Annotated in this window: 25 protein-coding genes and 1 pseudogene; 8 read left to right on the top strand and 18 right to left on the bottom strand. The window is 68.2% G+C overall.

Annotation, left to right across the window (positions count from 1 at the left end):
- The first annotated feature begins 16 nt into the window (after nt 1-16).
- Nucleotides 17-1,024: a glycosyltransferase family 4 protein gene (locus STRVI_RS45975; RefSeq protein ID WP_014043927.1), complete on the top strand. Its 1,008-nt coding sequence runs from the start codon at nt 17-19 to the stop codon at nt 1,022-1,024.
- Here STRVI_RS45975 and STRVI_RS45970 read toward each other — a convergent pair.
- Nucleotides 995-1,279, bottom strand: coding sequence for a hypothetical protein (locus STRVI_RS45970; protein ID WP_014043926.1), 285 nt, complete (start codon nt 1,277-1,279; stop codon nt 995-997). The two genes, STRVI_RS45975 and STRVI_RS45970, sit on opposite strands and share 30 nt — an antisense overlap.
- A gap of 63 nt (nt 1,280-1,342) precedes the next feature.
- Nucleotides 1,343-1,972, bottom strand: coding sequence for a hypothetical protein (locus STRVI_RS45965; protein WP_014043925.1), 630 nt, complete (start codon nt 1,970-1,972; stop codon nt 1,343-1,345).
- A 141-nt stretch (nt 1,973-2,113) separates the two neighbouring features.
- On the opposite strand from STRVI_RS45965, the gene STRVI_RS53380 reads away from it, so the two are divergent.
- Together STRVI_RS53380 and STRVI_RS45955 are read left to right on the top strand one after the other, a co-directional pair.
- On the top strand, nt 2,114-2,254 hold the full coding sequence (locus STRVI_RS53380) for a hypothetical protein (RefSeq protein ID WP_167543333.1): 141 nt from the start codon (nt 2,114-2,116) through the stop codon (nt 2,252-2,254).
- A 9-nt stretch (nt 2,255-2,263) separates the two neighbouring features.
- Complete coding sequence (locus tag STRVI_RS45955; RefSeq protein ID WP_014043923.1) at nt 2,264-2,530, top strand: hypothetical protein; 267 nt, start codon at nt 2,264-2,266, stop codon at nt 2,528-2,530.
- A gap of 1 nt (nt 2,531) precedes the next feature.
- Here STRVI_RS45955 and STRVI_RS45950 read toward each other — a convergent pair whose 3' ends face one another.
- On the bottom strand, nt 2,532-2,741 hold the full coding sequence (locus STRVI_RS45950; protein ID WP_014043922.1) for a DUF397 domain-containing protein: 210 nt from the start codon (nt 2,739-2,741) through the stop codon (nt 2,532-2,534).
- A gap of 62 nt (nt 2,742-2,803) precedes the next feature.
- On the opposite strand from STRVI_RS45950, the gene STRVI_RS45945 reads away from it, so the two are divergent.
- The gene (locus tag STRVI_RS45945; protein ID WP_014043921.1) at nt 2,804-3,073 is read left to right on the top strand and encodes a hypothetical protein; all 270 of its coding nucleotides are present in this window, start codon (nt 2,804-2,806) and stop codon (nt 3,071-3,073) included.
- A gap of 67 nt (nt 3,074-3,140) precedes the next feature.
- Here STRVI_RS45945 and STRVI_RS45940 read toward each other — a convergent pair whose 3' ends face one another.
- Nucleotides 3,141-3,530 (bottom strand): hypothetical protein, encoded by a 390-nt coding sequence (locus STRVI_RS45940; protein ID WP_014043920.1) that lies wholly within the window; start codon nt 3,528-3,530, stop codon nt 3,141-3,143.
- Nucleotides 3,531-3,763: 233 nt separating this feature from the next.
- Between STRVI_RS45940 and STRVI_RS45935 the strand changes: the two genes are divergently transcribed.
- Nucleotides 3,764-5,095 (top strand): tetratricopeptide repeat protein, encoded by a 1,332-nt coding sequence (locus STRVI_RS45935; RefSeq protein ID WP_014043919.1) that lies wholly within the window; start codon nt 3,764-3,766, stop codon nt 5,093-5,095.
- Nucleotides 5,096-5,158: 63 nt separating this feature from the next.
- Here STRVI_RS45935 and STRVI_RS45930 read toward each other — a convergent pair whose 3' ends face one another.
- Nucleotides 5,159-5,518: a hypothetical protein gene (locus STRVI_RS45930; RefSeq protein ID WP_014043918.1), complete on the bottom strand. Its 360-nt coding sequence runs from the start codon at nt 5,516-5,518 to the stop codon at nt 5,159-5,161.
- Between the two features lie 93 nt (nt 5,519-5,611).
- Nucleotides 5,612-6,817: a phosphotransferase gene (locus STRVI_RS45925; protein WP_014043917.1), complete on the bottom strand. Its 1,206-nt coding sequence runs from the start codon at nt 6,815-6,817 to the stop codon at nt 5,612-5,614.
- Nucleotides 6,818-7,226: 409 nt separating this feature from the next.
- Between STRVI_RS45925 and STRVI_RS45920 the strand changes: the two genes are divergently transcribed.
- Nucleotides 7,227-7,703: a hypothetical protein gene (locus STRVI_RS45920; RefSeq protein WP_014043916.1), complete on the top strand. Its 477-nt coding sequence runs from the start codon at nt 7,227-7,229 to the stop codon at nt 7,701-7,703.
- A 46-nt stretch (nt 7,704-7,749) separates the two neighbouring features.
- Here STRVI_RS45920 and fxlM read toward each other — a convergent pair.
- From fxlM to STRVI_RS45880, 8 genes and pseudogenes are all read right to left on the bottom strand, one after another.
- Nucleotides 7,750-9,048: pseudogene (gene fxlM / locus STRVI_RS45915) on the bottom strand (methyltransferase, FxLD system); the annotation flags it as partial.
- 103 nt (nt 9,049-9,151) lie between these two features.
- Nucleotides 9,152-9,970, bottom strand: a complete 819-nt coding sequence (locus STRVI_RS45910) for an SAM-dependent methyltransferase (RefSeq protein WP_014043914.1) — start codon at nt 9,968-9,970, stop codon at nt 9,152-9,154.
- 149 nt (nt 9,971-10,119) lie between these two features.
- On the bottom strand, nt 10,120-10,599 hold the full coding sequence (locus STRVI_RS49850; RefSeq protein WP_014043913.1) for an NUDIX domain-containing protein: 480 nt from the start codon (nt 10,597-10,599) through the stop codon (nt 10,120-10,122).
- 66 nt (nt 10,600-10,665) lie between these two features.
- Nucleotides 10,666-11,496 carry a glycosyltransferase family 2 protein gene (locus tag STRVI_RS45900; protein ID WP_435532648.1) on the bottom strand — a complete coding sequence of 277 codons (831 nt, stop codon included), beginning with the start codon at nt 11,494-11,496 and terminating at the stop codon, nt 10,666-10,668.
- An 81-nt stretch (nt 11,497-11,577) separates the two neighbouring features.
- On the bottom strand, nt 11,578-12,369 hold the full coding sequence (locus tag STRVI_RS45895; protein WP_014043911.1) for a nucleoside phosphorylase: 792 nt from the start codon (nt 12,367-12,369) through the stop codon (nt 11,578-11,580).
- Nucleotides 12,366-14,171 (bottom strand): B12-binding domain-containing radical SAM protein, encoded by a 1,806-nt coding sequence (locus tag STRVI_RS45890; RefSeq protein WP_014043910.1) that lies wholly within the window; start codon nt 14,169-14,171, stop codon nt 12,366-12,368. The genes STRVI_RS45895 and STRVI_RS45890 overlap by 4 nt, the downstream gene beginning before the upstream one ends.
- A 19-nt stretch (nt 14,172-14,190) precedes the next feature.
- Entirely contained in the window at nt 14,191-15,393 is a 1,203-nt protein-coding gene (locus tag STRVI_RS45885; protein ID WP_014043909.1) for a DegT/DnrJ/EryC1/StrS family aminotransferase, read from the bottom strand.
- Nucleotides 15,394-15,411: 18 nt separating this feature from the next.
- Nucleotides 15,412-15,882: a ribose-5-phosphate isomerase gene (locus STRVI_RS45880; protein ID WP_014043908.1), complete on the bottom strand. Its 471-nt coding sequence runs from the start codon at nt 15,880-15,882 to the stop codon at nt 15,412-15,414.
- A 304-nt stretch (nt 15,883-16,186) separates the two neighbouring features.
- Between STRVI_RS45880 and STRVI_RS45875 the strand changes: the two genes are divergently transcribed.
- Nucleotides 16,187-17,539, top strand: a complete 1,353-nt coding sequence (locus STRVI_RS45875; RefSeq protein ID WP_014043907.1) for a helix-turn-helix domain-containing protein — start codon at nt 16,187-16,189, stop codon at nt 17,537-17,539.
- Between the two features lie 141 nt (nt 17,540-17,680).
- Here STRVI_RS45875 and STRVI_RS53375 read toward each other — a convergent pair whose 3' ends face one another.
- The gene (locus STRVI_RS53375; protein WP_167543332.1) at nt 17,681-17,842 is read right to left on the bottom strand and encodes a hypothetical protein; all 162 of its coding nucleotides are present in this window, start codon (nt 17,840-17,842) and stop codon (nt 17,681-17,683) included.
- On the opposite strand from STRVI_RS53375, the gene STRVI_RS52410 reads away from it, so the two are divergent.
- The gene (locus tag STRVI_RS52410) at nt 17,841-18,230 is read left to right on the top strand and encodes a DUF6221 family protein (protein ID WP_150112998.1); all 390 of its coding nucleotides are present in this window, start codon (nt 17,841-17,843) and stop codon (nt 18,228-18,230) included. The two genes, STRVI_RS53375 and STRVI_RS52410, sit on opposite strands and share 2 nt — an antisense overlap.
- Here STRVI_RS52410 and STRVI_RS55865 read toward each other — a convergent pair.
- The 3 genes from STRVI_RS55865 to STRVI_RS53370 are packed head-to-tail and all read right to left on the bottom strand — an operon-like array spanning nt 18,206 to nt 18,920.
- Nucleotides 18,206-18,331 carry a hypothetical protein gene (locus STRVI_RS55865; protein ID WP_014043905.1) on the bottom strand — a complete coding sequence of 42 codons (126 nt, stop codon included), beginning with the start codon at nt 18,329-18,331 and terminating at the stop codon, nt 18,206-18,208. The genes STRVI_RS52410 and STRVI_RS55865 overlap by 25 nt on opposite strands.
- Complete coding sequence (locus STRVI_RS45865; protein WP_014043904.1) at nt 18,328-18,756, bottom strand: hypothetical protein; 429 nt, start codon at nt 18,754-18,756, stop codon at nt 18,328-18,330. The genes STRVI_RS55865 and STRVI_RS45865 overlap by 4 nt, the downstream gene beginning before the upstream one ends.
- Nucleotides 18,753-18,920 (bottom strand): hypothetical protein, encoded by a 168-nt coding sequence (locus tag STRVI_RS53370; protein ID WP_014043903.1) that lies wholly within the window; start codon nt 18,918-18,920, stop codon nt 18,753-18,755. Before STRVI_RS53370 ends, STRVI_RS45865 begins: the two co-directional genes overlap by 4 nt.
- Between the last annotated feature and the right edge of the window lie 74 nt (nt 18,921-18,994).

Genomic DNA, 18,994 nt, shown 5'->3' with positions numbered 1-18,994 from the left:
GAAAGGTTGCACGGGCATGCGCGTGGTCGCCCTGGTGCACTTCTACCCGCCCTACAAGCTGGCCGGGTCCGAGACGATGCTGCACACGATGCTCCAGTCCCTCCAGCAGGCCGGGCATGAGGTGTGGGCCGTCACCACGGACATGCCGCAGGCTCCCGAGCAGTGGACGTACGAGGGCATCCGTGCCTTCTCCGAGCGTCGGCAGGGCCACGCTGTGCCGCTGACGCGTTCGCTGGAGCCGGACGTGATCGTCACCCACCACACGCACGCCGCGCTGGGGGTGCAGACGGCCCGGGATTTCGGCATCCCGTCGGTGCTGGTCCAGCACAACACGTTCGACGAACACCGGGTTGTGCTGGCGATGAAGCCGGATTTGACCGTGTTCAACACGGAGTGGATCGCGCGTTCGTGGCACTCGATGCTGGACGGGGCGCGGTGGATGGTGCTGCATCCGCCGGTGTGGCCGCACGAGCACGCCACGCGGCCGGGCGGCGCGGTGACGCTGGTGAACCTGAACGCGGCCAAGGGGGTGCACATCTTCGGGCACCTGGCCATGCTCTTCCCCGACGTGCCCTTCCTGGGGGTGGTGGGGGCGTACGGGGAGCAGGTCACGGCCGGGTTGCCGCCGAACGTGGAGGTCATCGGGCCGACGTCGGACATGCGCCGTCAGGTGTGGTCGCGTACGCGGGTTCTGCTGATGCCCTCGATCTACGAGTCCTACGGCATGGCGGCGGTGGAGGCGATGGCGTCGGGCATCCCGGTCATCGCGAACCCGACGCTTGGTCTGCGCGAGGCCCTGGGACCGGCTGGGGTCTATGCCGACCGGGAGAGCATGCAGGAATGGGCGACCACGCTGCGGGGCCTGGTGCGCGATCCGCTGGTGTGGCAGCAGGCGTCGGCCGCGGCGCAGGCGCGCAGCCAGTCTCTGGACCCGACGAACGAGTTGTGGCAGTGGGTGAAGGCGGTGGAGTCGCTGGCTCCGCAGCCGCTGGCGTCAGGCAGCCGGGGCGACAGGCGCGCGTGAGCCGCAGGCGCACGGACAGGTGCAGGCGGCAGCCGGGGAGGGGACTCCGCGGCGCTTCCAGGAGTACCAGCCCCAGATGCTCATCGGCCCGTACAGGGCGACGCCGAACAGGAAGCCCCACTGGCCGCTGACGACGGTGTAGACGGTCCACAGGGCCTGCATGCAGGTGGAGGTGGCGAAGCCCTGCCACATGCCGCGGCGCATCATGAAGAACCCGCCGGCGCCCCCCAGGGCGAGTACGTACGACCACCACATGGCCAGTCACTCTACGCGGGGGCTTGTGGGCTGTGCCGTACTGGTTCCGGCCGGTTCGTCCGATCAACGTCCGCTTTTGGCCATGCTCTTGGCGGGTGCCTTAGCGGCCGGGGCGGGCTTGGGGGCCTGCGGCCGGTGCTCGGGGGCCGGGTGCTGATGGGTCTTGGCGGGCTCGCGGTTGGCCGGGGCGCGCAGCGTCATCTCCTCGCGGTCGTGGCGGGAGGTGGGCTTGGTCAGGTCGTGGGTGGGATTGGTGTCGACGCTGGGGGCCGCCGGGGTCTTGGGCGTGGTAGGGGTGCTCGCCGTCGCCGACGCGGAGGGCTTCTTCGTCGTCTTCGTCTTGGGCTTCTCGCACAGGTGATCGTCGATGGCGTCGGCGAGCCGGGCCGCGCCGTTCTTGCTGACCCCGTGGAAGTACTTGACCAGCTCGGCGGCGATACGGTCCTCGTCGACCGCGCACAGCAGGGTGAAGGCGTTCACCGAGGAGAGAACTTCGTGTCCGCTCAGCGCCTCCAGGCGCTTCTTCTCCTGGGCGTCCACCACGTCGTACCAGACGCTGATCACGGACTTCTGATGGCTGTTCAGCCTGCTGGTGTTGATGTGGTCGGATACGTCGTCAGGGGCGGCAGAGCAGCCGCTGATGGCCAGGGCGGTTGCGGTGAGGACGGCGGGGATGAGGCGCTTGATGTGCATGACCGCTTTTGTACCAGTAGCGAAAGGCGATGGTCAGTGACCGCCCTGTACGGGATTGCCCTATTGTCCTTCGGGATCGGATGTTCCCTCGCCGTGAGGGCCGAGCTGGAGGACTCCGCGGATCGGAGCCGGAGGGAGGCAATGCGCCTGCACGCGCTCGGAGACGTCCACGCGGCGGTCCAGGAGGCCCTGCGGGGGCCGGACAGCCCCCTGTTGATCGCGGCCCTGGCGGCGGCGTCCGGGGTCTCGCTCTGCGCCGGCGCGGATCTGCTGCTGGGGTAGGCTCGCGCGATGCTGATGGGACAGGTCACCGATTCGGGCGGAAAGCCCGTGCTCGTACTCTCGCTCACCGAAGAGGACGTGGAGCGGATGAAGGCCGGTCAGCCGGTCTACTGCCACACGGAGGTGCTGCCGCTGCTGCCGGACGTGGATGTGGCGGTGACGTACGGGGCGGGCCGGGAAGAGGCGTCCGTGGCGATTGCCGCGGCGGTCCCGGCGGGGCATCACATCCGGCGCATGGCCTCGCCGGTGTACGCCCCGCCGGTGCCGGAGGCGTGAATCACGCCTCGTCGATGATGCCGGGGATCAGGGCGTGGAAGGTGCGCAGTTCCTCGGTGGTACAGCGGATGACGCTGCCGGGCGCCTGGGTGTTGCGCAGGGCGTAGCCCCCGCCTTCGACCTCGGCGATCTCGATGCAGCACTTGCCTCCGCCGCACGCGACGGTCCAGGTGCTGTCCTTGATGGGGTTGGTGAAGAGGCTGTCGTTCATGAGCTGATTATGAACCTCTTTGTCCCTTTTTACCGTATTTTGGTGGGTGGGAGGTGAGGCACGTGACGACACTGGCCTCGGTCGACTACGGAAGTGTCCCGGCGTGGATCTCCGCCCTGACGCCACTGCTCATTGCCGGAGTGATCACCCGCGCCCTGAACCGCACCACAGCCTCCATCCGCGAGGCCGTACGGTCCACCCGGCCGCGGACCCTGCGCCAGCGCCTGCGCGGCCTCACCCAGCCCCCGCCCCGCACCGAACACCACAGCGACGGCCACCACAGCGGGCACGGCTCCGCCCACCACGGCGACTACGTGGACGGCAGCGAGTAACGCTCTGTGCTCAAGGCTTCTAGGGTGCGCTCGATGCGCTCGATGGACTCCGCTGCGTGACGCCCGGTCAACTTTCCCCGCTTCCCAGAACCGAGAGCGGAGGCCAGGAGAACAGAACCCGCACACCGCGCTCGCGGAGCCAGGAGATTTCCGGGTGACGAAGCTCGCGGTAAGGGCTGATGGCGTTGGGCCACCGGGTGATCACCGACGTCATCTCGCCGCGCTCTGCCATCTCCCGGACGCGGAGCCACCCTTCGCGCTCCTGCGGGACCGGCTCGCCATAGGGGTCGGTGACCTCGGCGACGAACCGCATCCCGTTCTTGTCGGCGCAGGCGTGGCCCTCGTCAACGGCCCGCTGTTCGGGCAGCTTGCGGATGCGCTGGCCGGGCTGAATGCAGACGTACAGCACGGCCGACGATGCGTTGGCCGGTGGCTCTGTTCTTTCCGGGGACTCCAAGGTTTCCCTCTCCTTCCCAGGTCACGCAGACAGTGGGGGGAAGGAGGCGGGCCCCAAGCAGTGCAGGACGATGACCGCCCGGGACCCGCCTCCTTATGCGCCGGCGAGATGGGGGAGCCATGTACGGCTTACCTCGGGGGCGTGAATTCGAGTGAACTGCCTGGCCGGAGAAGGAAATAGGACCCACCATGTAACCCCGCGTAGTCCTTGGTAACCCTGAGAGGGGGTCACGGGTGGTCATGGAGCCGGTACCGGTGGGGTACCTGATTCGCCAGGCGTGCGAGGAACGCGGCTGGGGCCCCTCCAAGCTCGCCCGGGAACTCGGCATCGCCGCTGGTCGGGGACCAATGGGCATGACGCGCCAGTACGCGCGCAAGCTGCTGGCTGGAGAGAGGACACCGGGCGATCTGTGGTTGCCGGCGGTGACGGTCGTCCTGGGGCTCGCACCTCCGGAGGTCGATCCCGCCGGGCAAGCGGTTCCGGCCGTGGATACCGTGGCCTCTGTACTGGCCCTGGGGAGGAGTGACGTGGACCGTCGGAGTTTCCTGTCCGCCTCAAGCGGTGGCGCGCTGTCGTTCCTCGGCGTGCCCGACCCCGACGCGATCACCCGGCGAGTCCGCGAGACCCCCGCCTCCGCCGTCCGGGTCGGCCAGGGCGAAGTGCAGGCGATCAAGACCATGGTCAAGACGCTCGGCGACAGCGCCGCGGAGTACGGCGGCGGCCACGTCCGCAAGATCGCCCGCAGCTACCTCATCGAGAACGTCGGGCCGTGGCTGAACGGCCGCTACACCGAGGCCACCGGCCACGCCCTGTACGCGGCCACGAGTCAGCTCACCCACCTCCTCGGGTGGATGTCCCAGGACGAGGGCGACGACAAGGGCCACCAGCAGCTCGCTCGCCACTACTACGTGCACGCCTGGCGGCTCGCCGACGAAGCGGGTGAGGCCGAGCTTGCCGCGACTGCTCTGCGCGGCCTCGCGGTCCAGTCCATCGGTCTGGGTCCGCGGCACCGTGCGGAAGCCTTCGCGCTCGCCGAGCAGACGATGAACTACGCGAGCCACCTGGACGATTCGCGGGCCCGCGCCTACTACGAGTGCACCTTCGCCGAGGCCGCGGCCCTGGACGGCGACCACAGGGCCGCCACCAAGGCCCTGTCCTCCTCCCAGACCTACATCGAGCGCACCGCCAGCACCCCGCCCGGCGAGTCGTGGGCGTCCCACTTCTCCATCGGACGGTGGGCCTACGCCTCCGGCATGATCCTGGCGAAGATGGGCGACCTCACCGCCGCCCAACAGCACCTGCACCAGGCACTGGAGTCCTACGGCCTCGACCGGCGCCGCACCCGGGCCAGCGTCCTGGGGAACCTCGGCGAGATCCACCTGCGCCAAGGCGACCTGGACGGCGCCCTGATGGTCTGGGTCGAGTTCCTGGACTGTGCCGAAGGCGTCCAGTCCATAAAGGTCCGCGACGCCGCGGAGGACATGCGAGTGCGCCTGGCCCGGTACCCGGGTGATCCCACCGCCCGCGAGCTGTCCGAGCGGGCCGGGCGGCTAATCGCCACCTGACCTGCCTGTTTCCGTCTGCTCTGGGTCCAGGCGTCGCGGGCGCGCGGGATCGTTCGGCCGTTCTTATCGGTGCTGCGACCAGGTGCTACGGGCAATGGTGGCCCCGTTGACGATGCCGTCGACCGTGGTGCTCAAGGTTTCCAGGGTGCGCTCGATGCGCTCAAGCCGGTTCGAGGAGTCCAAGACCATGTCGCCGATGAGCTTCACGTGCTCGCAGAGGGACCAGAAGGCTTTTTCCCGTTCCTCTCTCTCGGCAACCACGGTCTGGAGGTGCGCTTCGCGACGCTCCAGGTATGCCTTCACCTCGTCCGCCGTTGCCCCCCTGCGCAGCAGCCAAGCCGAAACTGCTTCATCGGAGAAGGGCGACGCGAGGGACGGTGCGTCGTCTTCCTGTTCGTCACCTACGGCGATCTCGTCAGTCACCTGTGAGATTTTTCCCGTTCCGGGATCGAAGGTCCCGTATTGGATGGATGCGTCGGCGCCAACCTCAGACGAAGATCCAAGCCGGACTCCTACTTATGACGCCGCTGCCCTGATCAGCGTCAGCCCGTCCTCCAACACGGCCTCGGTCTCAAGGCCGCGGGCCAGGCTGTCGGTGAGCCGGTCGAGAAAGGTGCAGACCACAGCCGCGCGATGGAGGACCGCATCGGCTTGGGGGGGGAGAGGAAGGGCGGCGGGGGCGGAGAGATAGCTCGTGAGGATGTTGACGGTGTCCATCAGCCACAGCACCAGCAGTTCCCGCAGACCGGCATCCCGCGCCCGGCCGGAGAGGTGGGCAAGCTGGGCGAGGAGGACAGCGTCGATGCCGCCGGTGATCTGCCGCCCGGCCCTGTCGCCGGGCCGGGCACCGATCAGCAGCAAAGCGGTGCGGCTGACCAGCTTGGCGGTGTCCACACAGGCTCTCCCGGGCTGAAGACCGGGGTCGATGAACACCGGCCGCCCGCTGTTGGGGAAGATGACATGCTCGGGCTTGAGGTCGCCGAACGTCACCACTTGGTTCAAGCGCGCAGGGCGGGAACGGAATCGGGCCAGCCGGGCGACGGTCTGCCTCAGCAGTTCGACCAGGCGGTCTCGCTCTTCGGGGGCGCACTGCTGTTCGCCGAGCCGGTCCAGGAACGCCTGTCCGCCGGGGCCGCGGAACTTCCGCCTGAAAGTGTCGGCGATGCTGCACTCCCTGATCGGGGCCGGGGCGTGAGCGCCGTACTCTGCGGCTGGAAGGTGGAGTCGGTGCAGCTCGCGCACGGGCGCGGCCAGCAGTTTCTCCGAGTCCTGGGGCCGGTGCAGCAGCAGCTTGGCCAGACTCGGGCCCCGTACGGGCTCGGTGAACAACACGCCCCTCCATGTGCCGCGGACCCGGCATGCCTTGGGTCGGCCCAGCATTGCCAGGAATCGCAACTGCGCGGCTTCCCGCTCTGCCAGTGCGTCCTGCCGCCGGACGTACTTCGCCTGATCTCGGCGGACCTGGTCCCAGCCACCGCAGGCGCCATGCAGCACAGACACCAGTGACACACCGAGCAGCGAGTACTTCGCGTACAGCTCCACGCCATCGACGCTCAGACGGCGGACGTAGGACGTGACGCTGGGCACATGGACGCCCGCCTCGATGACCGCACGCGGCCACAGCTCGGTAGCGGCCCGCTCTATCTCATCGTCCGCAAAGGCGAAAACGTCACCGCGATCAGGAACGCCGGCTGTTGTCGCACGCAGAGCAGAGGTATTCACGTACGCCTCCAAAGGGGGAATGTGGGGCCGCCGGGGCCCGCCCGGTACGCGTGAACGCCCGCCCAGCGAAGCCATTTGCGCAACGGAATCTCGGCTGGTGACGGCGGGAAGGACACGGCGACCCCCGGAATGTGGTCACGGACCGTCAGGGAGGACAGTACCCACCGTGGGGGTCCCTTCGTGGGGTTATCGAGCGGACCGCGTACCCCAGCACGAGGAGGCGACCTCGGGACGGTGCCGGAGGGTTTCAAGTTCATCAGAGGACACGCCGTAGGTACTTTCTCTTGAGAAAGTCTACCGGGTAGCAATAGGGTGCCGCCTGTACCCGAAATGCCGAACGGGCCTGACTCCCTACCCGGGCCCGGCCGCAACCGGCCGTCTGAATCACTGAACAGACCAGGAGCACCCTTTGACCAGGACCACCTACCGGGGCCGCGTCATCAAGATCCTCGCCGCGCGAGGCAAGCCCGGTCACGTCCGTACCTTCATCAACGACAAGCCCGTCAGCCACGCCTGGCAGGGCACCGAGCAGCAAGCCATCGAGTGGTTCCAGCAAATCATCGACAAGATCGAGAACTCCGGCGGGGCTGGCATGGTCGCCATGCTCATCCCCAGCCAGTACACCGGACCACACTGGTACGAGCCCGGCACCGTCGACATCAACCCCAACCACCATGCCACCCAGCCCGGCGGCATCTGTCTGTGCACCCTGTGTGTCATCGACGACCTCACCGGCGGCAAAGCTCGCTACGCCCCCCTCCAACCGGACGCCTGCCGCCACTGCCATCAGATCGCCGACGGGCACAAGAACGACTACGGCGTGCTGCGCCCGCACCCGTACACCGAACCCACCGAGCAGCAGCGCACCGGCCGACAAGCCGCCTAGGAATCCCCGCCCTTTAGGGCGGGGAGCGGAAGTCAAGCGTGGGCCGTCACTTCCAGTCGACGACGACGCGGTTCAGCGGGGTGTCCAGGGCGAAGAGGCCCGGCCTCTGCTCGGCGGCGGGGGCGTCCAGGGGCTGAATCTCGAACGTGACCTCACGGCCGCGGAACTCGCGGTCCCACGTACGGATGGCGTCGGCGACCCTCGCGGCCAGCTCGTCGCTGCCGGGGCCGTGGCCGATGACTCCGAACTCCCAGAGCTTGCCGCCCTCGGGGGTCTTCTTCTCTGACAGGCGCCGGGCGAGGTAGGTGACGGCGCCCTTGTCGACAGCCGCGGTCGACGAGGGGTAGGGGTCCTCGGTGAGCACGGTGCCCTTGGCGCTCTGGGGGAACAGCATCCGGATCAGGCCGGAGGGAAGGGAGCAGGACACGAATAGCTCCATCAAATCCGGCGTCTCCTGGCCGTGGACCGTCACGCCGGTCCACTCTTCGGTGCGCGGCTGGTCCAGGACACCGGCAAGGGCGTCGGCGTCGATGTTCTGACCGGCGGGGGCCTGGAGTCGTACGGTGCCGTCCGTGCTGAGGGGGATGGCGCGGCGGTCGTCGTCGGCGATGCCCCGCCGCAGCGGCATGAAGGTGTTCATCGCGCTGCCGAGGGATACCCACCGGCCGTCGCGCCGCTCGTAGGCGATGGAGCGCGCGACGCTGCCCTTGAGACGCTGGGGGACGAGGAGACGGCCGCCGGGGGCGAGCTGCTTGAGCCAGGCGTGCGGCACGCCGTGCGCGCCCACGGTGGCGATGATCCGGTCGTACGGCGCTCCTTCGGCGTAGCCGAGGGCTCCGTCGCGGGTCACCGCTGTGACGTTGGTGATCCCGGCGGCGGCGAGGTGAGCACGGGCGCCCTCCACCAGATCGTCATCGACGTCGAGCGTGGTCACGTGACCGGCTTCCCCGGCGAGGTGGGCGAGGAGAGCAGCGTTGTAGCCGGTGCCGGCGCCGAGTTCGAGGATGCGCCCGCCGGGCTGGGCTTCGAGCTGGTCGAGCATGAGCGCGACGACACCGGGCTGGGAGGCGCAGGAGATCGACGCGCCGTCGGTGTCGTACTTGATGTTCACTGGCGCGTTGGCGTAGGCGTCCTCAAGCGTCGCGTCGGGCACGAACACGTGGCGGGGCACGGTGCGCAACGCGGTCTCGACGGCGGGCGTGCGCGCGTGTCCGTCCTTGCGAAGCTGGTCGACCAGGGTGTTGCGGAGGCTTTCGGCGTCTTCCGTGGGGGCGGTGATCGTGTCGGTGTTCACCGGGCTGACGCTATCGGTTCGGGGCGTGGCCTTGCCGGGTGATGCGGTGTTGGCCGCGGCTTCCGCTGGCCGCGCGCTGCCGCGTGAAGCGCGCCCCGAACCCGATGGGCTGCCGCTGATGCGGTATCGACCAACGGCCCCAGCCGCCTGGGCGTCAGGACAGACAGATGACTCCGCCGTACTCTTCCCACTCGAAGGTGCGCTGCCGCGGCGTGACGTCGGAGTCCGGCCGCCAGGCGGAGACCTCGACCAGACCAGGGTCGAGCATCTGCATGCCGCTGACCCAGGCATGCACCTCGCTCTTGTCCCGGACCCGGCCCCAGTTGTGGCCGGTGGTCTGAAGCATGAACTCCGTAGCCGCCTGTCGCATTGCCGCGCTGTCGCTGACGAGCTGGCAGAACACCAGGAAACTCCCCGCGACCAGCCGACCGGCAAGCCGTTGGATCACGCTCTGGGCCCCAGGGGAGTCGGGGATGCGGTGCAGCCCCGAGACGAACAGGGCGGCCACAGGAGCATCGAGGTTGATCGGACCGGTGCCCTTGAGGTGGTCGAGCGTGCCGTCGATGTCCGTCATCGTTGCCCGCATGATGGCTGTCTCGTCGTTCTCGTCGAGCAGGGTCCGGCCATGCGCGAGAACGATCGGATCGTCGTCGATGTAGACGACGCGCGAGCTGCGGTCAACGCTCTGGGCGACCTGGTGGACGTTGGTGCGCCCCACCGGCAGTCCGAAGCCGTAATCCAGGAACTGACGCACCCCGTAGTCCTGAGCCAGGACACGCACCACGCGTTGCAGGAACAACCTGTTGTTCCGCACCAGCGCGCGAGTGCTGGGCGCGATATCTAACAGAGCCCGGCAGGCCCTGCGGTCGGACGGAAAATTGTCCGTACCCCCCAGGAGCCAGTCGCGCATACGGGCGATACTCGGGGCGCTGATGTCAATAGAGTGAGCAATGGGATTCTCCCCGTATTCCATTCGACCCCCTTGCCTCCCCAGCGCGGAGACACGCCGGCAACAGGAGGCCATGCTAGGGGTAACGCCGCCAAGACCGTGGGCACATTCCCTACTGGCACCCGATTTCGGTTCGCCCGAACCAAAGTCGGGGGTCGGTGCCGACGTACCAGTCAGGCGTCATACCCGAGGTAGACGCTTCCTGGGAACCTGTCGCCGGACATGCCCGCAAACAGACCCCGGTAGGCGGGCATGAGTGTGCCCAGGATCGGGATCATGTCGAGAGGGACCCATTCAGCTCCGATCTGGTCGTGGTCATGCTCGTGGCCGCCGCCCAGGTCTGGGCGTCCGGTGAGGGTGCACCGGAAGATGATCTCCACCTGGTGTACGCGCTCTGTCTCGTCGGGGAAATCCTCTGGCCTGCTCGTCCACTCGTACGTCCCGAGGACGTGCCCGGCCGCGACAGTCACGCCGGTCTCTTCGAGGACTTCACGCCGCACGGTCTCTGGGAGTGGTTCCCCGGGATTCTGGCCGCCGCCGGGAAGGAAGTGGCGCTCTTGCCCTCGCCAAAGGTTGCGGGTCAGCAATACCGCGCCCTCGTGGATGATGACGGCTTTCGCTGAGGTTCGGATGCGGGTCGCGGAGATGATCAATGTTCGGCCTCCAGGTCCCACTCCGGCAGTACCACCGGAACGTAGCCCAAGGTGAACCTATGGTTGTCAGAGGATAGGCGGTCTGCCGGCGCGAGTCAGGCGTGCGACCGTGCGCCAGCTCATCGGCTCCCGCGCCCCGCAGTCGTCACGCAGTCCCTCCTTGAGGCCCGCGAGCGAGGCACGTAACGCCTCCCGCCCACGGGTTCGCCAGAGGGCGAGTACGGCCCATGTGGCGAGGTTGGCCGGAATCAGGGCGGCGGGGAGGCGGCGGCGGGCCAGCCACACTCGGTTGCGGGCGTTCAGCCGGTAGAAGGTGCCGTGACGGGCCGGGTCGGTCGCCGGGTGGTGGACGATCACGCTGGGCGCGTAGGTGCCGGTGTATCCGTGGTCCCACAGGCGCCAGGCAAGATCCACTCCCTCATGATAAAGGAAAAAGCGACCGGGGAAACCTCCGGCGGCGTCGTAGGCGTCCCGGCGGATCATCACGACGCCTTCAGCCATGACCGTCACGGTGCCGGGACGCGCGGGATCGGAGGTGCGGAGGCGGGGTACCCACCGGCGCAGTGTCGCGCCGGTGTCGGGGTCGGTGATGCGGGGCTGCACGTACGCGAGGTCGGGCGCCTGGTCGAGTGTGGCGGCGAGGTTCGCCAGGGCGCCGCGGTCAGGCAGGTGGGCGTCATTGTCGAAGAAGAACAGGTAGTCGCCCTTGACGTTCGCGGCGCCGATGTTGCGGCCCTCGGGGATGCCCAGGTTCTCCGGGAGGGCGACGGTGCGCACCTCCGGAGGGGTCTGCTCGGGGACACATCCATTGCCCACCACGATTACGTCCAGTTCGATGCCTTCCTGTGCGAGGAGTGAGGACATCGCGCGGGGGAACTCGTCCGGCCGGTCATTCATGGTCAGGACGACGGCGCCGACCGAGGGCTGCGTTACGCCTGTTTTCACTTCGACGATGCCCTTCGTTGTGCTGTGGTCCGCCTACGCTACGGCACCGGCAAGGAGGTCCAGGGCAGTTTCCAGACCGGTTCGGGCGGCTGCGCGGACGCTGGCCTGGTCTCGTCGCGGGGTACGGCGGGTGAGGGAGTCCGCGACGGCAAAGAGCGCTGCGGCTTCGACCCGGCGGTGTGCGGTGACGGCGAAGACGGCGGCTGCCTCCATGTCGGCGGTCATCACGCCGGTGGCGGCGTACTGCTCGATTTCGGCTCTGGTCTCGCGGTAGGGGGCGTCGGTGGTCCACCCCGGGCCCTGGTGGACCATGACGTGGTCCTGGTCGCGGAGGGCCTTGGTGAGGCGTGCTGTGAGTTCGCCGGGTGGCGTGATGGATGGGCTTGGCGGGAGGTAGTGGCGGGAGACGCCTTCGTCCCGCAAGGCGCTGTCGCACACCACGAGATCGCCGGGGTTCAGGTGCGGCTGAAGCGATGCCGCGGTGCCCACGGTGACGATCCGGCGGACGCCGAGGGCGATGAGCTGTTCCAGGACCAGGGCGGCGGCGGGGGCGCCGAGGCCGAAGTCTCCGCAGACGGCGATCTTGCGGCCGGTGCGGTTGAGGATGCGTAGGTCTCCGCGAATCCATCCCTGACGCTGGAGTGGCCGGTAGCGACTGCGGATGTGGTTCATCAGGCGGGGCTGATAGACCAGGACGGCGCCGGCGCAGTGGCCAAGGGTCGCGGCCGGGTAGCGGGCGCGGACGTAGGCGGCGTGTTCGGCCGGGTCGGGGACGGAGGGGAGGTCGTGCTTTCCGGGATAGAGCGGGAACGGGGCCTCGGTCACGGGCGCTCCTCCCGGGCGGTGAGGGCGTCGGAAAGCTGCTGCTCAGCGGCCCGATTGACGTGGTTGAGGATGTGCCAGGGAAGAACGGGATCGTCCATGTGCCGAAGGTGCCGGACGTAGTCCAGATCGCGCTTGGCCATCGCCTCTACGAGCTGGTCTTTGGTGACGGCCGCGAGGTCAACCCCCGTGTCGTAGAGGTCTTCGAGGACATGCCCGATGCGGCGGTCTCCGCGTGAACAGACGGCCTCCAGGTGCATGCGGCTCGCTGCGAACTGCTCCACCCGGTAGTGCTCGCTGACGATTTTCTGCCCGACCAGGGAGCGCAGCCGGTCAGCGATTCGTGCCCCGTACTCCTGAACCAGGTCCGGGTCAGCCATCTTCAGGCGCTGGGTGGGTGTACCAGGCTTGGGCATGAACTGGTGGAGCTTGATGATGACGTTCGCGTCGCCGTCGCCGAGGCGGGCGCGGACCTCTTGGGCGTAGTCGGCGATCGCAAGCCGGTCGGCTTCCAGCTCGCCGGGGGCGCCGACGATGAAGTACAGCATGACTGTGTTGACGTGCCCGGTCTGGCGGCACAGGTCCAGGGCCTTGTTCACCCGTTCCCGTTTCTGGGTCTTGCCGTAGAGGGCGACGAGGTCGTGTGAGGCCCATTCGGGGGCGATGGTGATGATGCCGCGGGCCTGGGTGAGGTGGAGTTCGGTGAACAGGTGGCCGAAGTCGCCGAGTTCGGTGATGGCTTCGAGGTAGTCCTGGGTGATCTCGTCCGCCCGGACGGAGCCGATGATCGTGGTGACCTTCTCGCCTTCGGCCTCGGCCCGCTTGGCGTAGGCGAGGATGTGGTCGAGGAGTTCGCGGCGGTGCCGGTACTGGGTGAAGGTCGGTGCGCTGATGATGATCTTGCGGATCTTGAGCTGTTCGAGCTGGTCGACGTAGGCCGTGAGCACGTCCAAGGGGGCCTGGCGGAACGGAGGGACGCCGAGGTTGCAGAAGTGGCAGGTGTGCAGGCAGCCGCGCACCGGGTGCAGACCGGCGGCGGTGCCGTCGGTGATCGGGTAGGTGAAGTGGGCCGGGTGCTGTTCGGTGAGCTGGAGGTACTGGGCGGTAACCGTGTCGGGCACAGTCAGGGTCTTCGGGCTGATCTGGTGTACGCCGCCGCCGGGTGCGAAGTCGCACACGTACATGGACGGCACGTACAGTCCGGGGATGCGGGCGAGCTGTTCGTGCAGTGATGGCGTGCCAGCGTCTGGGTTGTGGCGGTGGGCGTGGACTGTGCGGATCAGCTCGGCGAGGGAGTCTTCGGCATCGCCGATGGCCACCACGTCAAGGTAGTCGGCGAGTGGTTCGGGGTCGGCCAGCCCTTGGTTTCCGCCGACCACGAGCGGGTGAACGCCGGGGACACGGTCGGCGGTGCGGCGCGGGATACCGGCGAGGTCCAGCAGCCGCAGCACGCTGTGCAGGTCGCCGGAGTTGATTACGGAGACGCCGACGATATCGGCCTGGCTCACCGGGGCCGGTGACTCGATGCTGCGGTAGGGCTCTCCGTCGGGGGTGGTGAGCCGGTTCCCATCGCGGGTGAGGCAGTCGAACTGAAGGGCACGCTCGGCGACGGCGGGAATACCGGGGCTGGAGTTGATGAGGTGGTGAAGGCTCATCGGCCCGTTGCACATCAGGCTGTAGGCGTGCCCGTAGGGGAAGAGAAACACCATGCGCAGCAGCCCGGTGGGGTCCTTGGGCTCGTACTCGGGTGCGAGCCGGGTCTCCCGCGCGAGGATGCCTCTGATTTCGTTCTCGATCTGCGACATGCGGGGGTCCTCTCGGTCGTCAGGCGTGGAAGGTGCGGGCTACCTGCGCGGTCGTGGCGCGGATGGCGTCGCACACCGTGGCCTCGTCCGTCTCGCTCATGAGCGGGTGCAGGCAGGGGCAAAGCAGCCGCGCGGCGAGGCGTTCGGCGCGCGGGCAGTCCTGCCCGGCGGTGTGGGCGCGGATGAGCTGGTGGCCGAGGTAGGTCGGAGGATCGCTGACGATGCTGCCCACCCCGTGTCTGGCGGCCAGCATCTCCATCAGGGCATCCCGGCCGGCGCCTGCCCACGCGGTGGGGACGAGCAGGTTGTGCCGGTAGTACACGTGCGTGCGGTCGTCCAGGGCTGGAGGAAGGGCCAGCTCGGTGATGCCGGTCAACACCTTCGTGCGCTGGTGGGCGCGGTGGATGCGGGCGGCGTTCATCTCGTCCAGGCGGCCAAGCTGCACCAGTCCCACGGCGGCCTGGATCTTGCTCAGCATCTGGTTGGTGCCCCAGTGCTCCCGGCCGCCGTAGGTCCGCATCCAGCGCAGCCGCTCGGCAAGCGCGGGGTCGTTGGTGGTGACCATGCCGCCCTGCCCGAACGTTGTCATGAGCTTTTTCGACTCGAAGCTGAAGACGGTGGCCCACCCCTCTGCGCCGACCACCATGCCGGAAGGGGTACGGCCGCCGCAGGCCCGCGCTGCGTCCACGATGACCACTGGCGGCCCGTGCACCGGGTGCGGATGTCGGTTGGCAAGGTCGAGGAAGGGCCTTAGGTCAGCCGTGGCCCCGTTCCAGTGGGTGAGCAGGATCGCCCGCGTGCGCGGGCTCATCACACGCTCGGTGTCGACAGGGTCCAGGTTGAGGGTGACCGGGTCCGGTTCAGCGAGGATCAGACGCCCGCCCTGATTGATCACGGCGAGGTGCGGGCCGACGAAGTTGATCGCGCAGGACACGACCTCGTCTCCGCGCTCCAGACGCAGGTAGCGCAGCAGCATTTCCAGCGCGGTGCCACCGGAGTTGAACGTTAAAGCGAAGGCGGCTCCGGTGTAGGAGGTGAAAGCGTCCTCGAACGCAGCCGTCGTGGTGGTGTTCTTCCAGCCAGTACGCCAGTCGTCAGAGGAGGTCAGCGCCTTTTGCGCGGCTTCATGTTCGGCATTGGTGTACCAGCCCCCCTGGGCAGGTTCCACCGGCCAGCGCAACGAATGCGTCGTATGCGGGACGGTGGCGGGGTTCGTGGGCATGCGCAGATTCCCTCCGCGTCAGCTTGAGTTGCGAGATGTCTCGAAGGCGTGGATGGCTTCGACCTTCACGGCAGCCGAAGAGTTGGGGTCGAAGCGGTAGGTCAGCCACTTCGCGGCGAGCCGGCGCGCGACAGACAGGCCCACAACGCCCTGCCCGAAGGTCAGCACCTGGGCGTTGTTCGAGACGATCGAGCAGCGCACCGAGTAGGGGTCATGGGCGGTGACGGCACGGATGCCCGGGACCTTGTTTGCGGCAATGGCCATGCCCAGGCCCGTGTGGCAGATGAGAAGCGCACGGTCCGCACAGCCCGAGGCGATGAGCTGGGCGGCAGTCACCGCGATCTTCGGGTAAGGGATCTTGTCCTGCCCGTGCACGCCGACGTCGATGACTTTGATCACGGCATCGCTGGCCTGCAAGTCCTCCGCCAAGAGGGTCTTGTAGTCGTGGCCTGCACGGTCGGAGCCGAGGGCTATGCGAAGCCGTTCCATCGGTGCGTCCTCCTCGCGAGAAGTTGAAACCCGGCGGCGGGGGGAATGGGCCGCTGCTCGGCCGCCGGGGAGCTACCGCGCGTGCTGGTCCCGCCGGCCGTCGGCCCCGGCGGAGCAACGATCGCCGCGCGGCCCGCCCGCCGGGAAGCCCCCGCCGCTGTACCGGGCGGGGATGTCAAGTCCCCGCCGGTCCCCTTCTCTCCTCACCAGGAGACGATTCCGGCCGTCCTGCCCGATCCGCTCCCCACCGGGTGGTCAGGGACTACTATGCGCACACATTTATCGGGATTTCCGGGGGGTATTCGTGTTACCCGACGCTGTGTTTCGCCATCAGCTCGTCTACGCCCGGCGGATGGTGCTCGACTGCTCTCAGGAGGAACTGGCCGCCCTCGTCCGGGGTGTCGGCCAGCAGTGCCGGGTCAACGTCGGCACCACCAAGAAGACGGTCTCGGAATGGGAGCGCGGCCGGGAGCCTGACGAGACCGCCCAGAGGCTGCTTGCCATCGTTTTCAAGGTGTCCGACGACCAGCGGGCGGGGATGCCATGGCCGCTGTGGCTCCCCGGCCCCGAACTTCCGGAGCTGTATGAGCCGTGGACACCCGCCGGTACCGTGGCTGCTCTGGACACCGTGCTGAGGAGCGGCCGCATGGACCGTAGGCAATTCGTCATCCTGTCCGGCGTGACCTTGACCAAGGTCTTGCACGACTGGCTCACCACCCAACCCGACATGGCCCACGCCGCCACCGGAGAGGGCCGCCGCATGTCCGCCTGCATGGTCAACCGCATCGCAGGCCGGATCACGGAGCTTCAGCGCGATGACGACACCCACGGGGGCGGAGATTTGATTTTCGAAGTCGAGGCCCTGCTGTCACTGGTCCACCACTATCTGAGCAAGAACTCCCCTGATAGCACCCAGAGCGCACGGCTGTATGGCCAGGCGGCCGACCTGGGCCGCATGGCGGGCTGGATGAGGTTCGACAACGGTCAGCACTCGGCCGCCCAGCGCCACTTCACCACGGCATTACGCGCCGCACACACCAGCGGCGACGTCCTCCTCGGCGCCAACGTCCTGGCGTTCGCCGCCATCCAGCACTACAGCGTGGGCAACCCGGCAGACGCCGACAACATGATCCGCACCGCCCAGACCGCCGTCCGCGGCCGATCCACCCCCACCGTCAACGCCATGCTGGCCACCCGCCAAGCCCGCGCACTGGCCAAATTAGGAGACGCGCGCGCCTGTTTCCACGCTCTCAACCGCGCCCGCGACTTCCTCGATCAGGGTCCTCACGACGCCGACCCTTCATGGGCCTACTGGGTGCAGTGGCCGGAGGTGGACATGCTCACGGGCAGTTGCATGCTCGACCTCGGCCGGCCAGCCGACGCACAGCGCCACTTCAGTCAGGCGGACGCCGCCTACGGGCCCGAATACGTCCGCACCCACGTGCTGTACCTCTCGCGTATGGCTACCGCCCAGCTCCAGCAGCACGACGTGGAGGCCGCCTGCATGTCAACCAGCCAGGCCCTCGACCTGGCCACCAGCGTTCACTCCGGCCGAAGCAGCGACCACGTTCGGGACGCCGTCAAACAACTCCGTCCCTACCGACGTGTACCGGCTGTACGTGACCTCCTCGACCGCGCCAAAACGGTATCGACCTGATCTGGGCCACTGCCCAGCAGACTGAACCGCCACCGTCCGGCGCCCGTACAATCCGAGGCTCCTGCCCCGCAACGCCGGGACGGGAGCCTCGGCGCGTCCCAGCGAAATCCCGCTGCCCGCATGCCGAAACCTACGGCGAGGTCAGCGAGTTGCAGCACGCTCGCGGACGGTCTGCCGTACCGGCTCCAGATCGGTGACCGGAATCATCCCGCGCTCCGGCAGCCCGGCCTCCCGCCACATCTGCGCCGCCAGGTGGCTGTCCCCGCCCGCGTATATCGCGGGCGAAACGGTACAATTCGCCATGCCTCAAGACCTGTTGATGTTCATGCGTGCTCGGCTGGACGAGGACTTCGCAGCGGTGCGACTGGTGCTCGGAGTCAGCGTCGTGGCCGCCATCCGGCATGGGGAGTCTGCACCGCGCTGGGTTCCCAGCCCTAAGAGTGATACTGGGGTCTGGGACACGAACGGCGTGCCTCGGGTGAAGTACGCGTGGCCGCGAGAGCGGGCCCACATCATTCGCCACGACCCGGCCCGCGTCCTCGCCGAGGTCGAGGCCAAGCGGGTGCTGGTAGACGAGTTCGAGCGCTGCGGGCCGAACAATCCGAGACATTCGGTCCTGCACTTCACCGTGCGAGTACTCGCCGCCGTGTACGACGGCCACCCGGACTACCGCGAGGAGTGGCGTCCGTGACCGACCTCGTCCTGCGTCAGCCGGACGCCACCCCTGAGGCCGAGGTCGGGGAACTGCTCGTTCACCCGGTGGGCCTCCACCGTCGCCGTGGGTGCGCTCATGAGGTCCACCAGGGCAGGGTTCCGCGCTCGCGGGCGTCGTCTTTGGCGACCCGGACCCGGGCGGCGGCCCACTGGTCGGCAGCGCGCTCGACGTCGCGCAGGTAATCGGCGCGGGCGCCGGCGGAGGCGGGGCCGGGCTGGTTGAGGCCGCAGCCCCAGCAGTTGACCCGGTCCGCGCGGACCGGGCAGGCGGTGGTGTGACCGCAGCGCAGGCAGCGGTGCTCCGAGTCGCGGGCTACGGCGTCGGTCTGGGTGATCTCGGTGTAGCTGCGGCAGGAGCCACAGCTCACCTTCATGGCCGCGGTCCAGTCGACGTGTTCTCTGTCCGGGCTGAGGGCGTACTCGACGGAGTCCGGCTCGCCGACGATCCCGCACGACGGGCAGACGAAGTACGGATGGCTCTCTTCCCGGGGCACGCCGCTCACTGGGCGCCTCCGTCGATGAGGCCGGTGCGGATGGCGGGCGTGGTCATCACAGCTCCCTCGTGGGCGACTTCAACCCGGCAAGTGTTCACCTCGGCGATATACAGCTCGTCGTAGCAGTACGGGTCGGCCGGGTCCCGGTGCCGGAAGATCGCGCCGTCGCTCACTGGCCTGCTCCTCGTCTTCCTCGCGTTGCTGCACACGCAACCGTACGGCCGTATACAGGCCCTCGATGCGTACA

Source organism: Streptomyces violaceusniger Tu 4113 (assembly GCF_000147815.2).
GTDB classification, from domain to species: domain Bacteria; phylum Actinomycetota; class Actinomycetes; order Streptomycetales; family Streptomycetaceae; genus Streptomyces; species Streptomyces violaceusniger_A.
Note: the sequence above shows the minus strand (reverse complement) of the source record. Positions and strands in the feature narration are given on the sequence as shown.